The 17323-nt window shown below is 40.4% G+C and carries 19 protein-coding genes; 8 read left to right on the forward strand and 11 right to left on the reverse strand.

Going from position 1 to position 17323, the window contains the following annotated elements:
- Positions 1–174: 174 nt before the first annotated feature.
- Entirely contained in the window at positions 175–1536 is a 1362-nt protein-coding gene (locus FZC78_RS04670) for an MATE family efflux transporter (protein WP_148938479.1), read from the forward strand.
- 194 nt (positions 1537–1730) lie between these two features.
- Here FZC78_RS04670 and FZC78_RS04675 read toward each other — a convergent pair whose 3' ends face one another.
- The 3 genes from FZC78_RS04675 to FZC78_RS04685 form a co-directional block, all read right to left on the reverse strand.
- Positions 1731–2246 carry a GNAT family N-acetyltransferase gene (locus FZC78_RS04675; RefSeq protein ID WP_187444802.1) on the reverse strand — a complete coding sequence of 172 codons (516 nt, stop codon included), beginning with the start codon at positions 2244–2246 and terminating at the stop codon, positions 1731–1733.
- A gap of 239 nt (positions 2247–2485) precedes the next feature.
- Entirely contained in the window at positions 2486–3241 is a 756-nt protein-coding gene (locus FZC78_RS04680; protein ID WP_148938480.1) for a CAP domain-containing protein, read from the reverse strand.
- Between the two features lie 287 nt (positions 3242–3528).
- Entirely contained in the window at positions 3529–3804 is a 276-nt protein-coding gene (locus tag FZC78_RS04685) for a hypothetical protein (protein ID WP_148938481.1), read from the reverse strand.
- Positions 3805–3887: 83 nt separating this feature from the next.
- Here FZC78_RS04685 and FZC78_RS04690 point away from each other — a divergent pair, with 83 nt between their 5' ends.
- The 5 genes from FZC78_RS04690 (at position 3888) to FZC78_RS04710 (ending at position 6242) form a co-directional block, all read left to right on the forward strand.
- A complete protein-coding gene (locus tag FZC78_RS04690; protein ID WP_148938482.1) occupies positions 3888–4127 on the forward strand; it encodes a DNA alkylation repair protein in 240 nt (79 codons plus the stop codon).
- Positions 4128–4687: 560 nt separating this feature from the next.
- A complete protein-coding gene (locus tag FZC78_RS04695; protein WP_148938483.1) occupies positions 4688–4903 on the forward strand; it encodes a spore coat protein in 216 nt (71 codons plus the stop codon).
- A gap of 165 nt (positions 4904–5068) precedes the next feature.
- Positions 5069–5551 (forward strand): spore coat protein, encoded by a 483-nt coding sequence (locus FZC78_RS04700; protein ID WP_148938484.1) that lies wholly within the window; start codon positions 5069–5071, stop codon positions 5549–5551.
- A gap of 24 nt (positions 5552–5575) precedes the next feature.
- Complete coding sequence (locus tag FZC78_RS04705) at positions 5576–6004, forward strand: spore coat protein (RefSeq protein ID WP_148938485.1); 429 nt, start codon at positions 5576–5578, stop codon at positions 6002–6004.
- Between the two features lie 22 nt (positions 6005–6026).
- The gene (locus FZC78_RS04710; RefSeq protein ID WP_148938486.1) at positions 6027–6242 is read left to right on the forward strand and encodes a hypothetical protein; all 216 of its coding nucleotides are present in this window, start codon (positions 6027–6029) and stop codon (positions 6240–6242) included.
- An 83-nt stretch (positions 6243–6325) separates the two neighbouring features.
- On the opposite strand, the gene FZC78_RS04715 is transcribed toward FZC78_RS04710, so the two are convergent.
- The 3 genes from FZC78_RS04715 to FZC78_RS04725 form a co-directional block, all read right to left on the reverse strand.
- The gene (locus tag FZC78_RS04715; protein ID WP_148938487.1) at positions 6326–7954 is read right to left on the reverse strand and encodes an MDR family MFS transporter; all 1629 of its coding nucleotides are present in this window, start codon (positions 7952–7954) and stop codon (positions 6326–6328) included.
- 111 nt (positions 7955–8065) lie between these two features.
- Entirely contained in the window at positions 8066–8482 is a 417-nt protein-coding gene (locus tag FZC78_RS04720) for a MarR family winged helix-turn-helix transcriptional regulator (protein WP_252183506.1), read from the reverse strand.
- Positions 8483–8559: 77 nt separating this feature from the next.
- The gene (locus FZC78_RS04725) at positions 8560–9486 is read right to left on the reverse strand and encodes a CobW family GTP-binding protein (protein WP_187444823.1); all 927 of its coding nucleotides are present in this window, start codon (positions 9484–9486) and stop codon (positions 8560–8562) included.
- Positions 9487–9596: 110 nt separating this feature from the next.
- Between FZC78_RS04725 and FZC78_RS04730 the strand changes: the two genes are divergently transcribed.
- Positions 9597–10208, forward strand: coding sequence for a class I SAM-dependent methyltransferase (locus tag FZC78_RS04730; RefSeq protein WP_252183507.1), 612 nt, complete (start codon positions 9597–9599; stop codon positions 10206–10208).
- 689 nt (positions 10209–10897) lie between these two features.
- Here FZC78_RS04730 and FZC78_RS04740 read toward each other — a convergent pair.
- The 5 genes from FZC78_RS04740 to deoD all read right to left on the reverse strand — a co-directional run bounded on the left by FZC78_RS04740 (position 10898) and on the right by deoD (position 17020).
- Positions 10898–11851 carry an LCP family protein gene (locus FZC78_RS04740; protein WP_148938491.1) on the reverse strand — a complete coding sequence of 318 codons (954 nt, stop codon included), beginning with the start codon at positions 11849–11851 and terminating at the stop codon, positions 10898–10900.
- A gap of 803 nt (positions 11852–12654) precedes the next feature.
- Positions 12655–14127: a S41 family peptidase gene (locus FZC78_RS04745; RefSeq protein WP_148938492.1), complete on the reverse strand. Its 1473-nt coding sequence runs from the start codon at positions 14125–14127 to the stop codon at positions 12655–12657.
- A gap of 113 nt (positions 14128–14240) precedes the next feature.
- Positions 14241–14834 (reverse strand): YitT family protein, encoded by a 594-nt coding sequence (locus FZC78_RS04750; protein ID WP_148938493.1) that lies wholly within the window; start codon positions 14832–14834, stop codon positions 14241–14243.
- Positions 14835–15245: 411 nt separating this feature from the next.
- Positions 15246–16151 (reverse strand): M15 family metallopeptidase, encoded by a 906-nt coding sequence (locus tag FZC78_RS04755; RefSeq protein ID WP_148938494.1) that lies wholly within the window; start codon positions 16149–16151, stop codon positions 15246–15248.
- Between the two features lie 167 nt (positions 16152–16318).
- A complete protein-coding gene (gene deoD, locus FZC78_RS04760) occupies positions 16319–17020 on the reverse strand; it encodes a purine-nucleoside phosphorylase (protein WP_148938495.1) in 702 nt (233 codons plus the stop codon).
- Between the two features lie 174 nt (positions 17021–17194).
- Between deoD and FZC78_RS24515 the strand changes: the two genes are divergently transcribed.
- A complete protein-coding gene (locus FZC78_RS24515) occupies positions 17195–17323 on the forward strand; it encodes a hypothetical protein (RefSeq protein ID WP_286365471.1) in 129 nt (42 codons plus the stop codon).

The following is a 17323-nucleotide window of genomic DNA, read 5'->3' on the forward strand; positions in this document are numbered from 1 at the left end:
ACACGGTATTTCCCTAAACAATATCAAGATTATATATTAACATGGAACCCGGCTGCTTACGAGCAGGAAATCGTCCAATCAATCTTTACTTACCCTTGCCCGCTTACAATTATGATATAATTCACTAGTTCAATTATTCTAAAGTAAAATTTGTATTGAGAGGCTGTACTATATATGAGACAAACCACAACCATTAAAGAAAAATTCAACCAGTTCCTCATTGTACTGGTTCCGATTCTTGTCACTCAGTTAGGCATGTTCAGCATGAGCTTTTTTGATACGATGATGTCCGGAAAATTCTCGTCAGTCGATTTGGCAGGCGTGGCGATAGGGTCCTCGCTTTGGGTACCCATTTTTACCGGATTGAGCGGCATCTTGCTGGCCGTGACGCCGATTGTCGCCCAATTAGTCGGCGGAGGCAGACAAAAAGAGATCGCTTTTTCCGTCATACAAGGAATCTATGCTGCAGCGGTACTCGCCCTCGTGGTGATCATTGCAGGATTCGTCTTCCTTGATCCTATCCTGAATAATATGAACCTTGAAGAAGGTGTCCGTACCGTAGCGAGACAGTACTTGATTGCTTTAGCGTTCGGTGTGATTCCCGTGTTTATATACAATGTTCTACGTTCGTTTATCGACGCTCTGGGTATGACCAGAGTGACAATGTATGTGACGCTGACATCATTGCCAATCAACATCTTTTTCAATTATGTACTGATTTTCGGCAAATTCGGATTTCCGGAATTGGGAGGGGTTGGTGCTGGGATCGCTTCATCTATAACTTATTGGCTCATCACCATCATTGCCTGGTTCGTCATTGCCCGATATTATCCTCTAAGAAAGTATAATATTTTCGGCAAATGGTTCGCGGTTTCACTATCCAAGTGGAAGGAAATCCTTCTAATCGGGATTCCCATCGGCCTATCGATCTTCTTTGAAGTCAGTATTTTTTCAGCCGTCACATTATTCATGAGTGAATACAGCACGAATGTTATAGCTGCGCATACAGCAGCCATCAATTTTGCTTCATTTCTTTATATGATTCCCTTGAGTATTTCGATGGGGTTAACGATTGTAGTAGGATTCGAGGTTGGTGCTAAGAGGCTCAATGATGCTAAGATTTATAGTTTGATGGGGATCTTCACCGCGGTTATCCTCGCCATCATTTATGGAATCATCCTGCTGCTGTTCAGAGAACCAATATCCATACTTTATACAGATAATCCTGAAGTTAGTGCGCTGATTGTTAATTTCTTGCTGTATGCGGTGCTCTTCCAGCTTTCAGATGCCATACAAGCACCTGTACAAGGAGCTCTTCGCGGGTATAAGGATGTCAATATCACCTTTATTATGGCATTGATCTCCTATTGGGTCCTCGGCCTGCCCCTCGGATATATACTGGCTAAGTTCACTGAGTTCGGTCCTTACGGATACTGGGTAGGATTGATTTCAGGTCTCACGGCCGGTGCCATCACTCTCTCTTGGCGACTGGTAATTGTTCAAAAGAAGACAAAAAGGAAAATTAGAAAGTCTTAATGGTAAACCTATATTTCGATAGCAGCAAGTTGAGGCACTTAGGGCATTGTCTAATTACCAAAAGAAATTGGAGGGATGAATCGCTAATGATTCATCCCTCCAATTTCTTATATAGACTCCATTGAATGAACTTTCTGCCAGCCCCCTGCGAGTATCTCCCCTGACAGAGCTGCTGCGTGTTCATTCTATTCTTATTACTCCTCTTCCAGCACTTTATCAAACGTGTAAAAGGGATTGTCCTTTCCCATGAACTCAATTTCACCAGTTTGTATAAATCCATTTTTCCTGAATAACATTTGTGCTTTTTTATTCAGTGAATAAGTATCCGTTCGTATGTAAAAAACCTGGTTTTCCTTCGCCACGTGTTCTGTCTGTTTGATCAAAAGTGAGGCGATACCTTTTCCCCTAACCTCTGGATTCACCACCAGACGGTGAAACAAATATGCCGGCCCTTCTTTTCGCCATGCTGAGTTACTGTATTCCACCGGCTCCGCCTGATCAATCGTGATACTTCCAGCCACCTTATCCTCCAGATTTACAGCGACATATAGTGACTTGTTCTCAGCATCTTTTATGAAATCTTCGGCTAGCGGATATTCATCTGTCCACTGATCAATGTCCTCTCTTTTCATAATGTCCACTGTTTTCCTGACCATCTCCATGATTTCTGCAATATCTTCCTTTTTTCCTTTTCGAATATGATATGTCACTGATGCATCTCTCCTTCTTTACCTGCTATACCTGATGAGCCCTCTGATAAAGCCACATTGTGCTATTGAAATTACCATTTAAATCCGTTCTTTTCAACTTTGTTGCTCTCGGTCATCAAGGATATATTTACCTTTATGGGCTGATTTCATACAGGATTGACAGGATGACCAGGAAAATGGAGAATTAAACAACCAAAAAAGGAAAGCCTGAAGCTCAGGCTTTCCAATCTAGTACTATTTTATTTTCCGATAAACATTTGAGTCCAGTAGTTGCCATTCGCATCGTGGCCGACACCGATATGAGTGAAGTTGCTGCTCAAGATATTCTTGCGGTGTCCATCACTATTCATCCATGCCTTTACCACCTCTTCAGGTGTTCTCTGTCCCATGGCAATATTTTCGCCAGCTGCACGATAATCAATTCCAAAGCTGTTCATCATGTCAAATGGAGATCCGTACGTTGGGCTTGTATGAGAGAAATAGTTCTTAGTCTGCATGTCGTTAGATTTTTCTCGTGCCACATTGCTTAATTCTGCATCGGCTGTTAAAGCAGGAAGCCCCGCTTTAGCTCTTTCCTGGTTAGTCAAATCAACTACTTGTCTTTCAAATTGACTGAGTGTTCCAGATGCAGCTTCTGTCGTTTGTTTCGGTTGTTCTGTTGGCTGCTGTGGCGCTGCCGGAACAGAGCTTTCCGGTGCCACTTCTTTTGCAGCCGGTGTCTCTGCAGGTTCAGTCTGCTTATCATTAACTGGCTGTTCTTCCGCCGGTTTGCTTGTTTGCTGTTGAGTAGGCCATTTCACATTATATTTAGACATAATTTCCTGGATCCACTTATTAAGTTCATCATGGTTTCCAGAGAATTGATGGGTGTATACCTTTTGTTGTGTTTGGGTTGTAGTATTCCCGCTTGCCGCTTCCGCATTATTTAGAAATGGTGCGGCCATTAGTGTTAAAGCAGTAGCTGTTGAAACGATCATTTTCTTTTTTGTATTCATGATGTTCCTCCTCTGAAATGTGGTTGCTGTCTTGCACAACCATCATATCACCAGAGTTTCTGTCATAATTATGGATAAAATTGTAAGATAGCGCCAAAAATCAAATTTTTCCCAACTCCAACCGGAAAATGTCTTATCAACAGTGAATTTTGTGAGAAATCAACCATTTTACTCTTTAGCAAAAATCAGGATATATCACTGGAAATTACCAGGTTTACCGTATTGACAGACTTTTAAATCAATGTGATTTTTTTCAATTATGACAGTAAGTTATCAATGTTTAAATTTCAAAGGGAGGTTCGCAATTTCTCTAGTTCCGCGGTATAACAGGCTATAAGCTTATACTTTTCCTCTATTGTCAATTCTGACTCTGCCACTCTCTTGATTGCAAAGAAAAACTTGGTTTCTTTATTCTTCCGCACCCTGGGATGACTGTTTTCATCCTTCAATTCTCTTTTCATGGCTTCTTTCAGGACTACTGCAGAATCCTCTTCTGATTTAAGATCACGGCTATTCCAGATTTGTTTGTACAAACTTAGCAGCTCTTCGTAATTGGTTTCCATATTTGCCTCCCCTTCTTAATGATGCATATTTTTTGTTTCTGCTTCTCATACTACATTTAAACACGAAAGGATGGTGCATCATAATGAGCACGCCATACCGTTGTCCGAATTGTAAGACGAACCGGTCACGCTTCAACATTATACAGCAGGTTCCTCAGAGTGTGAAACTTGACCCCGGATCTGGTGAAGTGGTGCAGCAATACGATAACAGCAGCCTGGACCCCTTCCATATCCCATACAAAGGGCCAGAATATAAAGTGCAGTGCGGGGCTTGCGGGCTTGTGGAAGACGAAAGGACATTCAAGAAATTTGGTGAAAGCTAATTCAATTAGCTTTCTTTTTTTGTGTTTTTTTGTAAAGGTATTTTCGCATTAATTGTTGCTTTGGGAAAAGTCCCAAGAGTTGGATTTTCCCTCTGAATACTTAGGTATTCCTTTCTAATCAGGGAGAGCTGCTCTTTTCTTTTCCTATTGACGAGGTTATACCAGTGAATTAGGGTATTTTTTCGGAATTAGTTTGAAATAGCAACAAAGTCTACGAAAAGAGACTTTTGTAAGGCTGTTTTTGCATAAATTGTTGCTTTCGGAAAAATCCTAAGAGCCTGATTTTTCCCATGGATACTGAGGTATTACCTTCTAATCGGGGAGAGCTGCTCTTTTCTTTTCCTATTGACGAGGTTATACCAGTGAATTAGGGTATTTTTTCGGAATTAGTTTGAAATAGCAACAAAGTCTACGAAAAGAGCCTTTTGTAAAGACCTTATATATAAGATTCATAGACCCAACTTTAAAAAAGGGCTGCTACTCCTGGGCAGGGAACAGTGTCTTCGCAGGGTGAATTGCATATGTTAGTAGCATGAAATCCATATAAGGAGGAATTTTTCATGAGTGATGGTTCTAAAAAACAGCCTAAAGCAATCCCTTCCACTGTTGTTGACTTATTGGTCAGCGATATTTTCAGAAAGAATGGTGTTAAAGAAGATGAAGTGAAAGGAAAACTCTCAGACGAACAAAAAAAGTGGATAAAGGAAATGGTTCAAGATTTAAGCGGGCAAGTGGATTCTTTTGTAAATTCGAATGAAAAAGATAAGAAAGAATAATAATTCATTTGTTTATATCGCCTAAATAAACGGCGATTTTTTATTTTATCGCTGAAATTTCTCTTTACCATTAGAAAATGGTTATTTTATTCAGGGAATCTGCACACTCCCTCAGGACAAGAGAACAATAGTATATAGCATACCAATAAAAAGGAGTGTTAATTGATGAACAAAAATTATAGTTACAATAATAGCTATTACCATGGAGATCATGAATATGAAAGCCATGGAGACAGCTATGGGTATCAGGATAAATGTCATGGCAAAGATGAAGATCATATCGTCCTTCAAGATGGAACCCAGGTTTCATTGAATGATCAGGAATCTGATGAATTAATCTGGATTAGAAACTCTTGCAACGTATCCGTGCAAACGACAGATACTCAAGCAGCGGTTTCTCTTCAAGTCGGTCTGCAGCTGGCAATCGCTTTAGTGGTCAGCATCACTGTCGGCGATTCTGACAAAGGAAAAGCAGTAGCTCAAGAACTATTCCAGAAATTTGATGCTGAACAAACAAACTATCAAAAAATTTATATCGATAATTCAAAAGATGTCAACGTAACAACAACGGACACTGACCTGGCTGTCAACATTCAAGCATTGCTTCAAGTTCTTGTCGCATTGGTAGTTAAATTGGATATTCTATAAAAAAAAACAAAGAGGTGAATTAAAATGGAAGAAAAAAAATGGAGAGCTCTAGATCACCATTGTGATGATAAAGGCCACGGAGCAGATGTACAACAAGATGCAGATCAATACGTTAAAAATGAACAAAAATCCTATGAGTGGATCATCATTAAAGATTCAGAAGGTGTAGACGTACAAACTACGGACACTCAGGCGGCTGTTTCCCTTCAATTGGGTATCCAAGCGGCAATTGCGGCTGTCATCAGTATCACAATCGGTGATTCTGACCAAGGCAAAGCAGTAGCTCAAGATATTAAACAATTCATTAAAACAAGGCAGAGTAATAAACAGAAAACAATTATTGAAAACTCCAAGAAAGTAAAAGTTGTGACTACTGACACAGACTTAGCTATCAACATCCAAGCTCTTCTTCAAATCCTTGTAGCCATCGTCGTTAAATTGGACGTACTTTAATCCAAAAGGAGGAGCATTCTTCATGGCAAAAGATATTAACGAACTAGTCAAACACCTGCAGGAAATGAACAGTGGATCATTGAACAATCTGTTTTCACAGCAGCAAAAAACAAAAAGCCAGCGAAAACTGCAGGAAGACTTTAAAAAGAATCAAGAATCAATGAACGAGTCACTGAAAAATCAATTTAACCTTTCTGATTATAGTGATTTGAACAGCTTGCTTGAAAAATTAAAGTAAACAATTCTATTAAAGTTGGTAGAGTCAGAGCTAATAATTGCATGAACCAAGAGACCATCCTGTTCCCGGGATGGTCTTCGTGTTCAAGCCTTTACTGATTTAGATTCTTGCCCAGATTGAATTTCGTTCTCCGGTTCATCTTTATTCGTCATCCGCAAGGGAATTTCCTTTAAAAAGAATGTAAGCAGGAAGCCTGAAAAAAGTACGAAAGCACCAATAAGGAAGACATTTGTAAGTGAATAGCTTAATGACTCTCTGACGATTTCTATCGTTTTAACAAAAACGGCTTGCATTTCATTCGGCAAAGAAGCTTGAATTTGCTGAAGTTTTTCCCCATCCATTAAACTCTGAGGGCTCTGCAGTGTCTGCAGTTGTGCTGCTGCTTCAGGAGGCAGTGCTCCAAAATCGGAATTTCCCTTTAACTTGGAGAGTTCCTTATTCATTCTAGTAGACATTGAATTGTTCATGACAGTTCCCATGATGGCAACGCCAACCGTCCCACCTATTTGCCTGAACAACTGAGTCGCTGCCGTGGCAACCCCCAAATACTGGTGCTGTACAGCATTTTGAACTGTCAGTGTGAAGACTGGGAAGCTGAGGCCTAGACCTAAACCGACGATAATCATATTGATAACGGCTACTGTATTTGTGGTATCGGTCCCCATCAGCGATAGCGAAGCAAGGCCGCTCCCCATTACAAACAAGCCGATCAATGCAATTAATTTATATTTACCTGTTTTTGTGATGATCTGTCCTCCAATGGCTGAAGCAAATACCATACTCAGTGTCATAGGCATCATGACAAATCCTGATTTAGTAGCTGATGTACCGATTACCCCTTGAATAAAGAAGGGCATATACATAATCGCCCCAAACATTCCTGCACCAAGAATAAAGCCAATGGCATTAGATAGTGTAAAGATTTGATTCTTGAACAGGTGAAGAGGCAGGACAGGATTTGCAGCACGTTTCTCTGTCATAATAAAAAGAATTAATGCTGCTGCCGTCACTGAAAATAGACCAATGATTTGAAAGGAAACCCACTCAAAGTCATTTCCACCCCATGTAAAAGCCAATAACAAAGGGATAATAGTAAGGGACAACATGATCGATCCCAGATAATCCACTTTCTTTTTCTCCTTAATTGTCTGGGAAGGAAACAAACGCCAAATCATCAAAAACGCTACCAATCCAAAAGGAAGAAACACCCAAAAAACCCAATGCCATTCAGCATTATCGACTATCCAGCCTCCAAGCGTCGGTCCGAAAACACTTGCCAGACCAAAAATTCCGCCCATGAGCCCCTGCCATCTTCCCCTTTCCCTAGGAGCAAATAAATCACCTACCGCTGTAAAAGATGTGGACATAATCATTCCGGCACCTAAGCCTTGAATTCCGCGGAAAGCTATCAATTCTATAATGGAAGTGGAGAGCCCATTAAGAAATGACCCTGCGGTAAAAACGCCTATACCGATCAAGATGAATGGTTTTCGACCATACATATCGGACAACTTGCCGACAAGAATCGCCGTTACAGAAGAAGTCAGCATAAAGATCGTAAATACCCAGCTGTAGTATTCAATTCCGCCGAGCTCTGAAATGATTGTAGGAAGAGCCGTCCCGACAATTGTCTGATTCAAAGCAGCAAACAGCATTGCCGACATGATGGCCAGCATGATTAATATTTTTTTCTTCGGTTCTAAATGTTCCATAGTGCAGCCCCTTTTTTGTTTATTACATAAATAGTTAACCTAGTTAACCTTTTAGCGTAAGGAAAAGGGTAACTTTCTATAACGAGAAAGTTAGCCCTTATATTCCTGACATTATTTCATTTTATACAACTTTGAGAATAAGTTAATTAATTGTGTAATTTCTTCCTGTGAGAAAGTATTGAACTTCTCTTCAAAATACTCCACTTTGATTTCCAGGCACTTTTTAAGAATTTCGCTTCCCTTATCCGTAAGAACCAGTTCAACTACGCGTCGATCTGACGAAGATCTTTGTCGGGTGATATATCCTTTTTCGGAAAGGTTATCCGTAACACTGGTAATGTGGCTTGCAGAAACATTCATTTTCTTTGATAAATCAGAAGATTTCATTTCACCATGCTCAGAAAGATATTTCAGTACGAGAAGTTCTCCACTTGATAAATACTGTCCATAAAGACTTGTGATATCCTGTTTCATCATACGAAATACATTGCGGAATAATTCTTCTAATTGAAACATTTCACTATTCAATAATATCTTACACCTTTCAGAAAGAGAAATACTTCAGTTGGTTAACTTTTTAATCTTACGACATATGGGCATCCAGGTCAACTTTTATTATTTCTCTCCATCTCTTTTAATTGGGCCGTTATCTGTGATTCATCCAGATTTTCGCCTATTATGACAAGGTTTTTTGGAAGATTCATATCCTCCGGGAGCAGGACAGGCATTCCATAGGAATATTGAAACATGAAGGGATATTTCTTTCCGGTAAAAGGAATATATCCTTTCATCCGGTAAATTGAATCAGGCAGCTGCCGGAGCCATTCCTCAAAATCTGTTTGGGATACAGAACCTGTGAATTTATGTACATGAGCCCTTAAGTTAAGATGATGGCCAATGGCAGTTTTTTCCCTATCCCCTGTGGCAGAATGACTTTGAAGTTCAAGCAGACTGGATGAAGATACTTTGCTATAGTTTGTCATGATCAATTTAGCACCAGGATTCATCTGCTGAATTTCAAAAAGGGCTGTTCCCTTTTCCATTTCAGTCAACAAATCTTCTTTATTGAATATCAGGAGATGAGCATGTCTTATTTGTTCCCTCATCAACTGCAGCACCTGAGGACTGTAGGTCCCCCTCGATACCCACTGCTTCCCGTCCACAACCGTAATGATTCCTTTAAAATAAAAATGGTCAGCAAATAGCGGTGACATTACAGCATCGACCACTTCAACTGGGTGAGCGGCTCCTGTCGTTTCTATGACCAGCACGTCAAATTCATCCTGAAAAAGCAGCTCCTGCAGCTGAGACTCTAACTTATCTTGGATAGAACAGCAAATGCAGCCATCAAGCAGCTCTTTAAGAGGAGTATCTTCTTCCACTTCCTGTGAATCTATTGAAACACTTCCTAGTTCATTCATTAATACAGCAGGCTTTAGGTTGCTTGCTTTTAAAGCAGCAATCAAGTTTTTCATTAAAGTCGTTTTCCCGCTCCCTAAAAATCCGGAAAGCAGATAGACATCTTTTTTCATCATAATCTTCCTTTCAACGTCCTTCTTAGCCCATTCTAGTCGAAGAAAGCGGGCATTACAATCTTAATGCTGAATTTGGTATAATGAACACACCTAAGGAGGTCACTTTATTGCTGAATTTAACAGGAGAGCGTGTTATCCCTGAAAAGATGGATCCTATGAATGGAATGCTCCTTGAACACTTGGCACGATATTACTTTGCTATTGAATATACCAAAGGAAGAGTTTTGGATATTTCATGCGGTACTGGTTATGGATCAAAAATCATTGCTAAAGCACAGAAGGCTTTTCTTGATGAAATTATTGCCGTCGATAACGATGAAGAAACTTTGCACTATGCTAAATCGAAACATTACCACCCATTAATTCAATATACAAATATGAATGCGGAAGATCCAGAACTGCCTGAAACACTGGGTCAGTTCGACTGTATCATCAGCTTCGAGACCCTTGAACATCTGTCTCATGAAGAAATTTTCATGAATAATCTCTATCAAATGCTCAAGCCAGGAGGCATCCTCATCATATCCACTCCGTTTGGGGCCGGACGAGGGCAGCCGACAAATGAAAAATACCACGTCCATCAGTTGACGGAAAAGGAATTTAGTGGATTATTTGATTCTTATTCTGAAAAGGAGCTTTACTATCAAAGAAGTGTGTTAGTGGAACCTAAAAGAGAGGGCAAGCACTATCCTTTTGGCATAGCTGTGTGTAAAAAATAATCAACAAATGTTGGTTTCCTTAAAGAAAAAGGCTCTGCATTTCGAGGGCCTTCTTCTTTTTGGAAGGCTCTTTTAGGAAGGCTCTTTTCGTAAAGATTGTGGCTACTTTAAATGAAATGGATTTCCGCTCCAGGCGGAAGACTCCGCGGGGCGGGCGGTGAGCCTCCTCGGCTGCGCCTGCATAAAAAATTGAAGCGCCCTGGTCAGACACGACAGGCAAATAACCTCAAGAGAAAAAAAGGCGCTCTTTCCTTTTATTCTCTTGAGGTTATTTGACCCCGAGGGGCTGGGCGCTGGAACTGGATTAGGGGACTCACCTGTCCCTCTAGTCCCGCAGGAGATCGTACGCCTTCCGCTTCAATCCTCATACGTAAAGGGGGGGGGGAAGGTAAAATCGAATTCTAAATCAGAAATTAACTAGAAAGCCTATTAAAAAGACTGTTGTGCATTAATTTTTCTTTCGGCAGTATCACCCTCCTGGACACCAAGAGTTCTCTATCTAAACGGTGAGCAGCTCATTTCTTTTGGCTTAGGCAGAATATAGAGCTGTTATCTTACGAAAGTAATATAAATTAGCAACAAATTATACAAAACCAGCCTTTTGAAAGCAAATTCACATGATTTTCTAATAGTTAGTTATTGTCCTGAAAGGTATTAAATGTAGTGTTTTCGGCTCGAGGATCCGTCCCTTATTCCACACTCAAAAATTTCCCCGCCGCTTCAGCATTTGCTTCAGTATCGACCTCCAAAACCAAACCGTCATCCTTTGTCATTACATTTTGGTAAGAATTCTCTATTGGAATTCTCAGCGAATCAAATGATTCTACTGGTTTGAGCATTGACATAAAATCCAGTTGAAGAAAATCACTCAGGGCCAGATCTGTGTCAACAGCCTCTTTTCCATCTTTTATTAGGGAGGATACCGTCTTAATCCCTTCACCATCTGTGAGTTGTTTCAAAATATTCTTCTGGATTTTTTCCAATACTTCCTGCTGTCTTCTAACTCTTCCAAAGTCACTCTCACTATCTTTGCGGAATCTCACATAGTTCAAAAGCTCCTGTCCGTTTAAAACCTGGAGGCCTGGTTCCATATCCCATTTCCAGTAATTGATCATTTCTGCAGGCACCTCTACTTCAATTCCCTTTGGAAGCACTTTGTCTATAAAAGACACAAACCCTTGAAAGTCAATTTTAATGGTACGGTCAGCCTTCACATTGAAATTTTCTTCAATTGTTTCTTTTAATAATTGGTCCCCTCCCCACGAGTAAGCATGATTGATTTTACTCTTACCGTATCCCGGAATAAAAACGTATGAATCTCTCATGATGGACATCACCTTGGCTGTTTTGGCACCCGGATGGTATTGTGCAATCATAATGGTATCAGCCCTTGAAGCTTCAGTTCCCCTCTGATCGTAACCGACAATTAAAATATTTAGCGGTTTCTCTTCACTTTTAAATAAGCTGATTCCTTCTTTTGTGTTATCTGTTTTTTCAACGCTGGTTTTAGTTTCGGGTACTTCTTCTAATAAAACATTCTGCCCATTTTCTGCTGCTTCATCTTTACCATTCCAATCGTCCGAGCAGCCATGAATGAGTAGAAAGCAAATCCCGAGTTGAAGTATCCTTCTAACTGATTTCATTTTATTCACCTTCTTTTTTGAAACTAGTAGCCCTTCATCCGCTATTAAATAAACAGGTTAGTTAGAAATTTTGTTAAGTTCTTGGAAACGCTGGTTCCTAAGCAAAGGGCCTATGTAAAAAGGGAGACTTAAGAAAAAATCTCTTCTTTCTTAAAATCAGAGTAACTAATTGGTGTTATCATTCTTGGCCAGAAAAAAGCAGTCTATACAAAAAACGTTCTTAAGAAGGGGAATTCTTGTTAGCATTATTGACTGACATAATCTTTTCATTTTTCCGGAGAAAGAGGCAAGTGCTATCTTCATAACCACCCTTGTGAAATGGTGTCTTGCTTTGCGGCAGTAAGTCTCTCTTGCCGGGCTTGGCCAAAAGCACACTGAATATAGTCCAGCATTCTTGAGAAATTAGGGGGGAAATTCCGCTTTTTAAAGAAAAAGAATGAAAAAAAGCTAAAATGAGCGGATAAATTTCCCTTATTCTCTTCAAAAAGATTTGAAAATGGATCATTTGCTGTACTAAAGCGAAAAACTCCGCTTATTTACCCCAAATTGAATTCTACTCTACAGCTTAACCGGAAAATTTCCACTTAATTTAGATAGGATTATTCTTGTTTTCACCGTGCATACCTACAGTTGCAATGGAACGAAGTGATCGGGAAACCTGATTTTCCTTTGAGAAAGGGAGAATTTTTTATACCACGATACACGCTATATGCTCCCTGTAACCCACAGAATAGAAAGGGGATTTCAGGACCATAAAAAAAGCTTACAGGAATTAACCTGTAAGCCGGCTGAGTGTGAAGCAGTTAGTTCATTTTATCTGAAAGAACTTCCACTGCCTTTTTTACTTGCGTATCGTTTTCTTGTATCAGATTTCTCATATTTTCCATGAGCTTAAGGATGCTTTCGCTGTTCAATGTACCTGTAACTTCCAGCTCTTCTGCTTCCTGGAACGCTCTGACGGCTTCTGTTGTCTGGTCATCAAAGAATCCATCTGTTTTTCCTGGCTCATAGCCAGCAGCTTTCAGCATTTCTTCGGCGGCCTTCACTTGGTCGGACAAGTCTGACTCTTTTAACTCCTGATCAGGGTTGATATATGGAAGTTCTGCGTAAGCTGGCAGAGAAACTTCATAATCAGGTTTGATACCTTTTTCATGAATCCACGTTCCTTCAGGCGTCAGCCATTTAGCTGTTGTGAATTTCATGTTTGATCCATCTGAGAAGTTTTCGGCTGTCTGGACAGTTCCTTTTCCAAATGAATTAACACCGATTAACGGAATATCAGAAGACTCACTGACTGCAGCGGCAAGAATTTCTGAAGCACTCGCACTTCCTTTATCAATCAATACTGTAACAGGAACGTCGACTTTTTGTCCGCCTTCAGCGGCAATACTTTCTTTATTTCCTTCACTATCTTCCACCTGCAGAAGGACTTCCCCTTCCTCAACAAACAGCGAAGAAATCAGGATTGCCTGGTCTAGCAGCCCTCCTGGGTTTTGGCGGACATCAATGATAAGGCCTTCCATGCCTTCAGCCTGCATTTGTTCCAATGCCTTTGTAAGTTCATTGAAGGTATCATCAGAAAAACTCGTAATTTGAACTTTCGCTATACCGTTATCCAGCATTTCCGCATAAACGGTTTCAAGGGGAATCTCATCTCTTGTAATCGTTACCTCGGTTGGCTCTTCCGTTCCAGGGCGCTGAATGGTCAATGTTACCTTCGTTCCCTTTTCCCCCCTGATTTGAAGAACAGCATCCGTTACACCGACACCTTGAATGCTTTCTCCGTCAACTTCGAGGATTTTATCATTTGGACGCAGACCTGCCTTTTCTGCTGGAGACCCTTTTATTGGAGATACTATCGTAATATTTCCGTCCTTCTCCTGTATTTCCGCGCCTATCCCTTCAAAAGAGGAGGTGATGCTTTCTTCAAATCGTTTTGCTTCCTCTTCATTCATGTAATCAGAATAAGGATCTTCAAGGGAATCAAGCATTCCGTTAATAGCACCGTTCACAAGATCTTCCTGTGCCAGGTCCCTGAAATAATCATTGTTCAGTGCGTCATAAGCTTTATAAAGCTTTTGAAATTCATTTCTTTCCTGAACCCCTACATTCACCGCTTTTTCATCGCCAAACGCTAAAGCAAAGGTTGTTATCCCCGCCGTTGCAAATACCAATAAGAAAATTAACATAACAAATTGAAATTTTCGGATTTTTATGTATCCAGACGGGTTCTGTTCATTTGAATGGTTGTCGCTGTGCTGCTGATCCTTGTCCATAAACCTTCACCACTTTCATTGCAAATCTTGCTAGCATATTTTCCTTAGAATAGCATGTTTCATAAAATTTTAACACTATTTGTACACCTACTCATTTTATCAGCTTCTCATACTTATCGAAAGGAAAACCCCTTTCGTTTTTTAGTATGAGTTAAAAGAGCGGTAAAAAACCCAACGGTACTGACAGCAAGCAAGGAATGTAGAAAAGAATAAGCTCCTATCAGGCTGAACCCCGCAAGCAGTACCAATGTATCAATAAAAAAGATAATGATGCCCACATTCCAGCCTGTGCTTTTGCCTATTATTTGAGCAAGCAAGTCTGTTCCGCCCGTTGCTGCTTCAGCAAGGAGCATAAGTCCGATACCCACCCCCACAAATACCCCTCCAGCCAAAGCAGCCAAAATGGGAATCAAGTAGATGTTCTGGGAAATAGGCTGAAGGACGTCAATTAACAGCGAGGAAAGCCATAAACCGTGTATACTCTTGAAAAATAAATTTTTATCGAGGAAGAAAGCCAGAACATAAAGGGGGATACTCAAGATAACTATCGTCAGACCGGGTTTAAGGTCAAGCCAATAGTGGCTGATTAAACCAATGCCGATCATCCCTCCGTCCATAAAATGCTGCGGCACAAAAAAAGCGTTGATCCCGATGGCTACCAGAAGACTCCCGAGAGCAATTTGAAGGTAAACCTTGTACAAAATCATCCCCTCCGTATCGTTTACAAGCTGAGGACATCACATTATAAGCCTGTACACCTTATTAACATATATGTGAGAAGGAGGGGTTTTATTTATGTAATAGAGTTGAAATTCAATATGCTTCGAATGAATCCTGTACTATGTTCCGGAAAAAATAAAGTTGATCGAGATATCCTGCTAGTAATCGCAGGCATTCCAAACACACAGGAAAACGTACCTTTCACTGTGCTGCTTGACTATATTATCAGCAGTGTTTTATTCCTCGTAATAAATCTCAGGGAAAACAGAATTATTGTTATTGAATTGGAATCCCCCTCTATTTGAGCTATCTTGGATGCTACTCCCTAAATGAGGAAAATTTCTGGGGATTGAAAATAAATAGGACTTGAAAGGATGTCCCCTTCCAAGCCTTTATGGTTAAATCTTTTTAACATTGTTAAAATACTCTTCAAGAGTCCAGTCATTTTCAAAAATAACCTGGGCAGCTTCTTTTCCAACATACCTATAATGCCATGGTTCATATTGGTATCCCGTTATGTCTTCTTTTCCTCTAGGGTACCGTAGGATAAAGCCGAATTTGTGAGCATTTTCTTTCATCCATTTTCCTTCTGGTGTATTTTCAAGTGCCTCGCTGACTTGAAAATCATTGCTCTCACTGGATATATCCATAGCAAGACCTGATTGATGTTCACTATTGCCTGGGGGAGCAACAGCTTTTACCGCTTTTTCTTCTCCAAACTGCTTGATTTCCCTCTCCAGCAGCGCTTGCTGATATTGATAGGATCGGTATCCTGAAATGGCTGTCAAATACTGCCCATCTTTTTCTGCTGCAGCAAACATTTCCTCCAGTGCCTTGGCAGCTTCTTCACGAATATATGCTTTCTCAATATCCTGGCTGCCGAAAACAAATGGCACCTCAGGCCTTACCAAGTCCTTAGGTTTGTAATCGCCAGTCAGGCCAAACTCTTTATTTACCAAAGCTAAAGTATTTTCAGGGTTTGTGATCACTTTTTTACCATCAACGGTCTGGACATTATTAAAGAATTGGGATTCAAGCTGCAAAGCAGGAGGTATCTCTTCTTCCTTTTGTGCAGAAGAATCTTCATCTGATGTTTTTCCATCTTGATTCTGTCCATTCTCCGTATCGGGGGCTTCCTGGCTGTCATCGTCAATACCAGGTTCATTTTCCTGAGTGATGTCCTCTGGATTTTCTTGTTCCTGAGTTTGTTCATTGGAGCCAAATAAATCTTCAGTCCATTCCTCTGCCTGCTGACATCCGGAAAGCAGCAGCAGAACTGCCGGCACCATGACTAATTTCTTCATTTCTTTCACCTTCTCTATCTTTGTCTAAACCATCATACCATTTCTAATAAAATCTGTAATCAGGGTAGAAAGCACTTCTTCAGTTAATAACAAATAACAAAGTTTACGAAAAGAGCCAAAAATAAAAAGCCCTGCCGGATTATTATACCCGGCGAGGCTTATTCACTTTATTTAATCGCTGCTTCAAGAGCCACTTCGATCATTTCGTTGAACGTTGTTTGTCTTTCTTCCGAAGTTGTTTCTTCACCTGTCAGGATGTGATCAGATACAGTAAGAACTGACAGTGCCTTCCGCCCGTATTTAGCAGCCAGCGTATACAGTGCTGATGTTTCCATTTCAAGAGCCAGAATTCCATATTGCGCCCATTTTTCATGTTCCGCATTATCATTGTAGAACATATCTGCCGTGAAAACATTTCCAACCTTCAGATTTAGTCCTTTTTCCTCACCTGCATCGTAAGCCCTTTTCAACAGGGAGAAGTCAGCTGTTGGAGCATAATCAATTCCGTTGAATGTCAAACGGTTCATTTGCGAATCAGTCGAAGAACTCATCGCAAGAATGACGTCCCTCACTTTAACATCCTTTTGAATCGCTCCGCATGTACCAACACGAATCAAGTTCTGTACATTATAGCTCTGCATAAGCTCGTTGATATAGATTGAGATAGAAGGCACCCCCATACCAGTTCCCTGGACGGAAATACGTTTCCCTTTATATGTACCTGTGTAGCCAAACATGTTTCTTACTTCGTTATAGCAGACAGGGTCTTCCAAAAAAGTTTCCGCAATGTATTTTGCACGTAAAGGATCTCCTGGAAGCAGGACCGTTTCTGCGATTTCATTTTCTTTAGCACCAATATGTATACTCATTTCAATTCCTCCTGTGTTCGTTTATAAGATTTCAGAATTCCTCACACTTAGCTTTCTACCCTTTGCCAAGGCTATGCATGAACATTGTAAGCTTTTTTACCAATTCATGCAACGAAGACATATCCAGGATAACAGCGAACGAAGTGGCTAAACTAATTTCAAGGAGGGATTACTATGGCTAATGAAAAAATGAGCAAAAAACTTCGTCAGGCAGTCGATTATGCAAACAGCACCAATCCATCTTCACGTTCAAGAAACCAGCCTAACTCTTCTAAGACAGAAAGATTCAACAGCGGGAGGTAA

The organism is Rossellomorea vietnamensis (genome assembly GCF_008180415.1).
Classification (GTDB): domain Bacteria; phylum Bacillota; class Bacilli; order Bacillales; family Bacillaceae_B; genus Rossellomorea; species Rossellomorea vietnamensis_C.

Excerpts from the sequence above, each read along its gene's own strand:
- FZC78_RS04670 (WP_148938479.1), top strand. The coding sequence starts at position 175 with ATGAGACAAACCACAACCATTAAAGAAAAATTCAACCAGTTCCTCATT.
- FZC78_RS04680 (WP_148938480.1), bottom strand. The coding sequence starts at position 3,241 with ATGAATACAAAAAAGAAAATGATCGTTTCAACAGCTACTGCTTTAACA.
- FZC78_RS04685 (WP_148938481.1), bottom strand. The coding sequence starts at position 3,804 with ATGGAAACCAATTACGAAGAGCTGCTAAGTTTGTACAAACAAATCTGG.
- FZC78_RS04690 (WP_148938482.1), top strand. The coding sequence starts at position 3,888 with ATGAGCACGCCATACCGTTGTCCGAATTGTAAGACGAACCGGTCACGC.
- FZC78_RS04695 (WP_148938483.1), top strand. The coding sequence starts at position 4,688 with ATGAGTGATGGTTCTAAAAAACAGCCTAAAGCAATCCCTTCCACTGTT.
- FZC78_RS04700 (WP_148938484.1), top strand. The coding sequence starts at position 5,069 with ATGAACAAAAATTATAGTTACAATAATAGCTATTACCATGGAGATCAT.
- FZC78_RS04705 (WP_148938485.1), top strand. The coding sequence starts at position 5,576 with ATGGAAGAAAAAAAATGGAGAGCTCTAGATCACCATTGTGATGATAAA.
- FZC78_RS04710 (WP_148938486.1), top strand. The coding sequence starts at position 6,027 with ATGGCAAAAGATATTAACGAACTAGTCAAACACCTGCAGGAAATGAAC.
- FZC78_RS04715 (WP_148938487.1), bottom strand. The coding sequence starts at position 7,954 with ATGGAACATTTAGAACCGAAGAAAAAAATATTAATCATGCTGGCCATC.
- FZC78_RS04725 (WP_187444823.1), bottom strand. The coding sequence starts at position 9,486 with ATGAAAAAAGATGTCTATCTGCTTTCCGGATTTTTAGGGAGCGGGAAA.
- FZC78_RS04740 (WP_148938491.1), bottom strand. The coding sequence starts at position 11,851 with ATGAAATCAGTTAGAAGGATACTTCAACTCGGGATTTGCTTTCTACTC.
- FZC78_RS04745 (WP_148938492.1), bottom strand. The coding sequence starts at position 14,127 with ATGGACAAGGATCAGCAGCACAGCGACAACCATTCAAATGAACAGAAC.
- FZC78_RS04750 (WP_148938493.1), bottom strand. The coding sequence starts at position 14,834 with ATGATTTTGTACAAGGTTTACCTTCAAATTGCTCTCGGGAGTCTTCTG.
- FZC78_RS04755 (WP_148938494.1), bottom strand. The coding sequence starts at position 16,151 with ATGAAGAAATTAGTCATGGTGCCGGCAGTTCTGCTGCTGCTTTCCGGA.
- deoD (WP_148938495.1), bottom strand. The coding sequence starts at position 17,020 with ATGAGTATACATATTGGTGCTAAAGAAAATGAAATCGCAGAAACGGTC.
- FZC78_RS24515 (WP_286365471.1), top strand. The coding sequence starts at position 17,195 with ATGGCTAATGAAAAAATGAGCAAAAAACTTCGTCAGGCAGTCGATTAT.